This is a genomic window from Zoogloea sp. (genome assembly GCF_028693495.1).
In the GTDB taxonomy this organism is placed as follows: Bacteria; Pseudomonadota; Gammaproteobacteria; order Burkholderiales; family Rhodocyclaceae; genus Zoogloea.
In genome coordinates, this window is the sequence record NZ_JAQUVG010000138.1 from 1 (window position 1) to 6,563 (window position 6,563).

A 6,563-nucleotide genomic window follows, 5' to 3' on the forward strand; every position below is an offset into this window, starting at 1 on the left:
GCGTCCACTGACCGTATAGTGGAATGCAATGCGGGTGAATACCTTGGGTTCGGTTTCGGCGCGCTCTGCCTTCAGGCTGACGGCGCAGTCGGTCACATCCTGGCGACTGCGCTTGAGGATGAGGACCACGTCAAAAGCGGTGCAGCCGCCGGCGCCGGCGAGCATCAGTTCCATCGGGCGTGCGGCCAGGTTGCGTCCGCCCGCTTCGGGCGCACCATCCATGGTCACCGTGTGGCCCGATCCGGTCTCGGCCATGAAGGTCATGCCGTCAACCCATTTCACTACACATTCCATCTTCTGTCCTCCGGTGGGTGGGGGCGGCATTCCGCGCGCCCTGGGCTGCAGATTGTAGCCGTCCCGCCCATCCCTTGCGGCGCAAGCATGTGCTGCGGCGCAACAAAACCCTTTTTTAGAAAGGGGCATCCGCTTTTGGTGAGGGGGCCGGGATTTCTTTCAATATCCATATGTTTCAGTGGATTAGAGTGTGATTTTTGGGATAGATTACATCTATGGGTTGATCAAAAGTTTTGTGCGGCAATGCACAAAAAAAACTTGCGTGGGGTGGTCGGGGTGGTGATAATTCACTCAGTCCAGTTGCTTTTGTTGTCTGAAGTGGCTGAAGAGTGTCTCCTCCACCCTCCTCCTTTGGTGTGGATTTAGCGCAGATCCAACCGATCTGCGCTTTTTTTTATCTGTCGACAGGGTTTGACACGCACAAAGTTCGCGCTGTAGAATCTGCGGCTTTCCGAATTATGGTCGTTCCCGGTGTCGGGAAAAGTCAGAGGGATCTTCATGAAAACGTTTTCTGCCAAGCCGCATGAGGTCAAGCGCGACTGGTTTGTCGTCGATGCGACGGACTTGGTCCTTGGTCGGCTTGCTTCCGAAGTTGCGCGTCGCTTGCGCGGCAAACACAAGGCCATCTACACCCCGCACGTCGATACCGGTGATTACATCGTCGTCGTGAACGTCGACAAGCTGCGTGTTACCGGCAACAAAGCTCAGGACAAGAAGTACTACCGTCATACCGGTTACCCGGGCGGTATCTACGAAACCAATTTCACCAAGCTGCAGCAGCGCTTCCCTGCTCGCGTGCTCGAGAAGGCTGTCAAGGGCATGCTGCCCAAGGGCCCCCTTGGCTACGCCATGCTCAAGAAGCTGAAGTGCTACGCTGGCGCCGAGCATCCGCACGCCGCCCAGCAGCCCCAAGTACTCGCGATTTAACAGGAGCCGATAATGGCTGTGACTTACAACTACGGTACCGGTCGTCGCAAGTCGGCTGTTGCCCGCGTCTTCATCAAGAAGGGCTCCGGCAACATCGTCGTGAACGGCAAGCCGGTTGATCAGTTCTTCTCCCGTGAAACCGGTCGCATGATCGTTCGTCAGCCCCTCGTGCTGACCAGCTTCGTGGACACCTTCGACATTCTGGTCAATGTGACCGGCGGTGGCGAATCCGGACAGGCCGGTGCCATTCGTCATGGCATCACCCGCGCCCTGATCGATTACGATGCCGAGCTCAAGTCTCCCCTCAAGAAGGCGGGTCTGGTGACTCGTGATGCCCGTGAAGTCGAGCGTAAGAAGGTCGGCTTCCGCAAGGCCCGTCGCCGCAAGCAGTTCTCCAAGCGTTAATTCGCTTCGAGCTGTCGCAAAAAGCCGCCTCAGGGCGGCTTTTTGTCATCCTGGGCTGGTATCTTTGCAGCTTGCCCCGGGGTGCTGGTGTGCTCGGGGGGCGTGAACATATCCTGTAGGGGAAAAGCATGATCAAGGTTGGTGTGGTTGGTGGGACGGGTTATACCGGTGTGGAACTGCTGCGTTTCCTGGCGCAGCATCCGGGCGTAGAGCTCAAGGCGATCACCTCTCGTGGTGAGGCGGGCATGCCGGTTGCAGACATGTTCCCGAGCCTGCGTCGTCGGGTTGATCTGCGCTTTGTCGACCCTCAGGCGGCGGATCTGTCGGCCTGTGACGTGGTGTTCTTTGCCACCCCCAACGGCATCGCGATGCAGCAGGCGCGTGCCTTGGTGGAGGCGGGGGTCAAGGTGATCGATCTGGCTGCCGATTTCCGCATCACGGACATTGCCGAGTGGGAAAAGTGGTACGGCATGACCCATGCCTGTCCCGATCTGGTCGCCGAGGCGGTCTATGGTTTGCCTGAGGTCAACCGGGAGGCGGTCAGGTCGGCTCGTGTCGTGGCTAATCCGGGGTGCTACCCGACAGCCGTCCAACTGGGCTTCCTGCCCTTGGTGGAGGCGGGTGTGATCGAACTGGACAGCCTGGTTGCGGATGCCAAGTCAGGTGTGTCCGGTGCAGGTCGCAAGGCAGAAACCCATATCCTGTTCTCCGAGTCCGCCGATAACTTTCAAGCCTACGGAGTAGCTGGCCATCGCCACCTGCCAGAGATCCGTCAGGGCCTGTCCCGCTATGCAAAGGCGCCTGTGGGCCTGACCTTTGTGCCTCATCTGACGCCGATGATCCGCGGCATTCACGCGACCCTGTACGGGCGGATCAAGAAGGACGTGGACCTGCAGGCCCTGTTCGAGGAGCGCTTTGCCGGCGAGGCTTTTGTGGACGTCATGCCCAGGGGATCCCACCCCTCGACCCGCTCCGTCCGGTCGGCCAACATGTGCCGGATCGCGGTCCATCGTCCCCAGGGAGGAGATGTGGTCGTGGTGTTGTCGGTGATCGACAATCTGGTCAAGGGTGCTGCCGGCCAGGCTGTGCAGAACATGAACATCCTGTTCGGGCTGGAGGAAACCACGGGTCTTGGTCAGATTCCAGTGATGCCCTGAACTAAATTCGACTAAATTTGTCGACTATTTAAGTCTAGTACCTTGACCCCCGCGTGGGGGCTGACCATAATTTCAAGATATTCTCCAAGGAGTTGTTTTATGAATGCCACCACGGAAATGCCTGCGCCGCTCGTTTTTACTGACAGTGCTGCTGGCAAGGTCAAGGAACTGATCATTGAGGAGGGCAACCCTGACCTCAAGCTGCGGGTCTTCGTGAACGGCGGTGGCTGTTCAGGTTTCCAGTACGGTTTCACCTTTGACGAAATCTGCAACGAAGATGACACTGTGATGGAAAAGGATGGTGTCCAGCTGCTGATCGATCCGATGAGTTACCAGTATCTGGTTGGCGCCGAGATTGATTACACCGAAGGCCTCGAAGGCTCCCAGTTCGTGATCCGTAATCCCAACGCCACCAGCACCTGCGGCTGCGGCTCTTCGTTCTCGGTCTGAGAGTGCAGAGGCCGGTTCGTACCGGCAGACGACGTAGCCCCATGAAAACCGCCCGCACATCCGGGCGGTTTTTTTACGGGGATGCCACGTACCCTTAACCTTGCCGTCGTCGTCCTGTCATGCCTTGCTCACACCATGGGTTTGCCACAGGTGTGGTGTACCGGAAGGGTTTGGCCAGATGTGGAAGAGCTCGGGATGTGTCTTCAGGGGGTGGCTTGTCAGCCATCTCGGCGCAGCATGGGCCCATTTCCTGCTGGATGGGTGCTGGCCTGACCGGATTTTCCTGCCCGAGGGGGTGTCGTGTGTAGAGGAGCAGGTCGAGGGAGCTTGAAATCCCTCTCCGGAAATCAGTGCAGGTCGTCTTTGTCGGTGGGAACGGGGAGAACGGGAATGCCCTCTTCGATCAGTTCCCGCATCTCCGAGGGATGGGCTTTGCCCCTGATTGCCCGTTCCTCCGCTTCTCCATAATAAATACGGCGCGCCTCTTCGCTGAAGCGCTCACCCACATCTTCCGACTTGCTGGCGGCGGCGCGGAGCGCGTCCACGAGCCGGGCAGTAATGGCCTGGGGGCTGGGCGGAGGCAGGGGTGAAGCAGAGTGGGAGGAGGTCTTGACGTAAGGGGCGGATGGCAGTCGCCGGATCTGGAGGCTGCCGCAGTGGGGGCAACTGACGAGGCCGCGGGCCTTTTGCTGTTCAAAGGCGTCGCTTGAAGCAAACCAGGCTTCAAAGAGGTGTTCGTGGTCGCAGTTGAGATCGATGACGATCACTTCGGTCAAGCTCCGTTGGATGTGTTCTGTGCGCAGTTGCTGCGGATGCCACGGGACGTGGTGCAAACAGATGCTGGTAGGGCATTTTTCATTGTAGCGTTTCCTGGGGAATGATCCCCAGACGCTTTTCGAACTCAGCCAGCGGTTCCGGCGTACTGAAAAGGTAGCCTTGCCAGTGGTTACAGCCACAGCGCTCGAGAAAGCGCCGCTGGGCTTCCGTTTCGACACCTTCGGCGATGACCCTCAGGTTGAGGCCGTGGGTCAGGGAGATGATGGTCTGAACGACAGCGGCGTCCCCGGGGCTGCCAGGGAGTTTGCGCACGAAGGATTGGTCAATCTTGAGCTGATCCAGTGGCAGACGGGTCAGGTATGCCAGGGAAGAGTAGCCGGTGCCGAAATCGTCCATCGAGAAATGGACGCCTACGGTGCGCAGGGCCCGCATTTTCCGGATTGTGTCGTCCACATCGTCGAGCACCAGGCTTTCGGTCAGCTCCAGTTTCAGACGGCTGGCAGGGGCGCCGCTGGAGGCCAGGGCAAACTGTACCTGGCTGACAAAGTTGGGATGGCGGAATTGCCGGGCACTCACGTTGATGGCCAAGCAGAGTTCCTGGGTACGGGCGTCGGTGCTCCAGCGTTGGAGCTGCTGGCAGGCTGCGCGGAGAACCCAGATTCCGAGAGGCAGTATCAGCCCGGTTTCCTCGGCGAGAGGAATAAACTGGTTCGGTGAGATCAGTCCATGTCCCGGACGCAGCCAGCGGATCAGGGCCTCGGCGCCGGAAATCCGTTCGTCCACCCCGACCTGGGCCTGGTAGTGGAGGATCAGCTCGTTCTTCTCCAGTGCTGCGCGGAGGGCGTTTTCCAGGTCGGCCCGGGCGGCCAGAGCCGCCTGCATGTCCGGATCAAAAAAGCGCAGGGTGTTACGTCCTGCTGCCTTGGCCTGGTACATCGCAATATCGGCCTGCTTCAGAAGCTCTTCCTCTGTTTCTACGCCCTGGCCAAACAGGGTGATGCCTACGCTCGGGGTGCTGTGGTGGGAGCGTCCGTCGAGCAAGTAGGGTTGGTTGAGGCGCTCCATGATGGTTTCGCCCAGGATCTTGGCCTGGGTGGCTGCGTCGGGCTCGTGGCTGGAGAGGTTGCGCAGCAGCACCACGAACTCGTCGGCGCCCGGGCGTGCGACGCTGTTCGTTTCCCCGGCGCACTTGAGCAGGCGCTGCGCGACCTCCCGCAGAAGCTGGTTGCCAGCTTCGTGGCCGCTGGTATCGTTCAGGAGCTTGAAATTGTCCAGGTCGATGAATACCAGCGCCCCATGGCTGCCATCCTGGAGGCATTCAGCGCGCGCCAGGCGCAGGCGGTCAAGGAGAAGGCGACGGTTGGGCAAGGTGGTGAGGCCGTCATAAAAGGCCAGGTGCTCGATCTGTTGCTCCGCTTCCTTCCGTGCGGTGACGTCCCTGAGAATCCCAATCGCGTGCCAGCGCCCGTGGTACTGGAGTGAGGAGATGGACAACTCCAGGGGGAATTCGCTGCCGTCCTTGCGCCGTCCCTGCATTTCCACTGCCTGGCCGATGATCGGGCCGTGGCCTGTTCTTCGAAAATGGGAAAAGCCCTGCTGGAAGCGCTGCAGGTAGTGGGCCGGCATGATAAGGCTGTGAGCATCCTGGCCGTGGATCTCCGCTGTGGTGAACCCGAACAGGCGCTCTGCCGCTGGGTTCCAGTACGTCACCCGGCCTTCCTCATCAAGCATCACGATGGCGTCTGGGGCCGCCTGGCCCAGGCGCAGGAAGCGCTCCTCGCTCTCACCCAGGGCGATTCGTGCCTGATCCCGCTCACTGGCCAGGAGGTTTATGTAGGATTCACTGTTGCGGCACAGGACGATGGCGCGGCTCAGGTTGGCGAGAACGGGCTGAAAGATGCGGGTGAGGGGCAGTTCGGAGTGGGGTGCGCGTTCAGCCAGCAGCAGGATGACCCCGTGACCGGGTAGGGGCAGGCGGAGGCAGGCACGGTGGGTGCGGCGGGCACAGGGAAGAGCGGCTGGCAGATCCGAGTCGGCCAGGAGTTCTGCTTCGCCCTGGGTGAGGTTCGGGGGGAGGGTGATGGACTGCCCGATCTGCTCCGCAAGGCCAAAATCTCCCACTGCAGTGATGATCTGGTAAGAGGGCGCAGATCCGGAGTCCTGGGCTGTCAGCAGAACGACTCCAGTCGGGAAAGAGGTGTGATAAAGGAGGCGCTGAAGCGTTTTGGTGAGCAGGGGCCGGGTCTTGGTCTCGCTACCGATCACCATGGTCAGGTCGTAGAGGATGGCCAGGATATGTTCCCGATTCACGATGTGCCATGCTCCCACAGCGTGGCGACCAGGGTGGCATTGTGAAACAGGGGGTATTCCCGCTCCACGGCACAGCCGATCTCGCCCAGTGATATCGCACCGATGATGCTGCGTACAGCGCTGCGCTCGCACAACTGGTGCAACTCGGCACGGGCCGCTTCGCCCAGGTGAAGGTGACGGCCTGCACAGTAGAAGAGCAGCATGTCTGCTCCCCGTAATGGGCCATGGACTGCCTCCAGGCCC

At 60.2% G+C, this 6,563-nt stretch carries 7 protein-coding genes and 1 pseudogene; 4 read left to right on the forward strand and 4 right to left on the reverse strand.

Translation table 11 applies throughout. The features are described 5' to 3' along the window. Nucleotides 1-294, reverse strand: a 294-nt coding sequence (locus tag PHD22_RS15880) for an OsmC family protein (protein ID WP_299869072.1), incomplete at its 3' end; no start/stop codon positions are given. Nucleotides 295-792: 498 nt separating this feature from the next. Here PHD22_RS15880 and rplM point away from each other — a divergent pair. The 4 genes from rplM to erpA all read left to right on the forward strand — a co-directional run bounded on the left by rplM (nt 793) and on the right by erpA (nt 3,233). Beyond that, nucleotides 793-1,221, forward strand: coding sequence for a 50S ribosomal protein L13 (gene rplM, locus PHD22_RS15885; protein ID WP_299869075.1), 429 nt, complete (start codon nt 793-795; stop codon nt 1,219-1,221). Nucleotides 1,222-1,233: 12 nt separating this feature from the next. Next, on the forward strand, nt 1,234-1,626 hold the full coding sequence (gene rpsI / locus PHD22_RS15890) for a 30S ribosomal protein S9 (RefSeq protein ID WP_299869078.1): 393 nt from the start codon (nt 1,234-1,236) through the stop codon (nt 1,624-1,626). Between the two features lie 128 nt (nt 1,627-1,754). Further along, nucleotides 1,755-2,783: an N-acetyl-gamma-glutamyl-phosphate reductase gene (gene argC, locus PHD22_RS15895; protein WP_299869081.1), complete on the forward strand. Its 1,029-nt coding sequence runs from the start codon at nt 1,755-1,757 to the stop codon at nt 2,781-2,783. 99 nt (nt 2,784-2,882) lie between these two features. Further along, on the forward strand, nt 2,883-3,233 hold the full coding sequence (gene erpA / locus PHD22_RS15900) for an iron-sulfur cluster insertion protein ErpA (RefSeq protein WP_299869084.1): 351 nt from the start codon (nt 2,883-2,885) through the stop codon (nt 3,231-3,233). A gap of 347 nt (nt 3,234-3,580) precedes the next feature. Here the strand turns inward: erpA and PHD22_RS15905 are convergent, their stop codons facing one another. The 3 genes and pseudogenes from PHD22_RS15905 to PHD22_RS15915 form a co-directional block, all read right to left on the reverse strand. Then, entirely contained in the window at nt 3,581-4,000 is a 420-nt protein-coding gene (locus PHD22_RS15905; protein WP_299869087.1) for a DUF1178 family protein, read from the reverse strand. An 88-nt stretch (nt 4,001-4,088) separates the two neighbouring features. Further along, complete coding sequence (locus tag PHD22_RS15910; RefSeq protein WP_299869090.1) at nt 4,089-6,320, reverse strand: EAL domain-containing protein; 2,232 nt, start codon at nt 6,318-6,320, stop codon at nt 4,089-4,091. Then, a pseudogene (locus PHD22_RS15915) lies at nt 6,317-6,563 on the reverse strand (hypothetical protein); the annotation flags it as partial. The gene PHD22_RS15910 and the pseudogene PHD22_RS15915, both read right to left, overlap by 4 nt.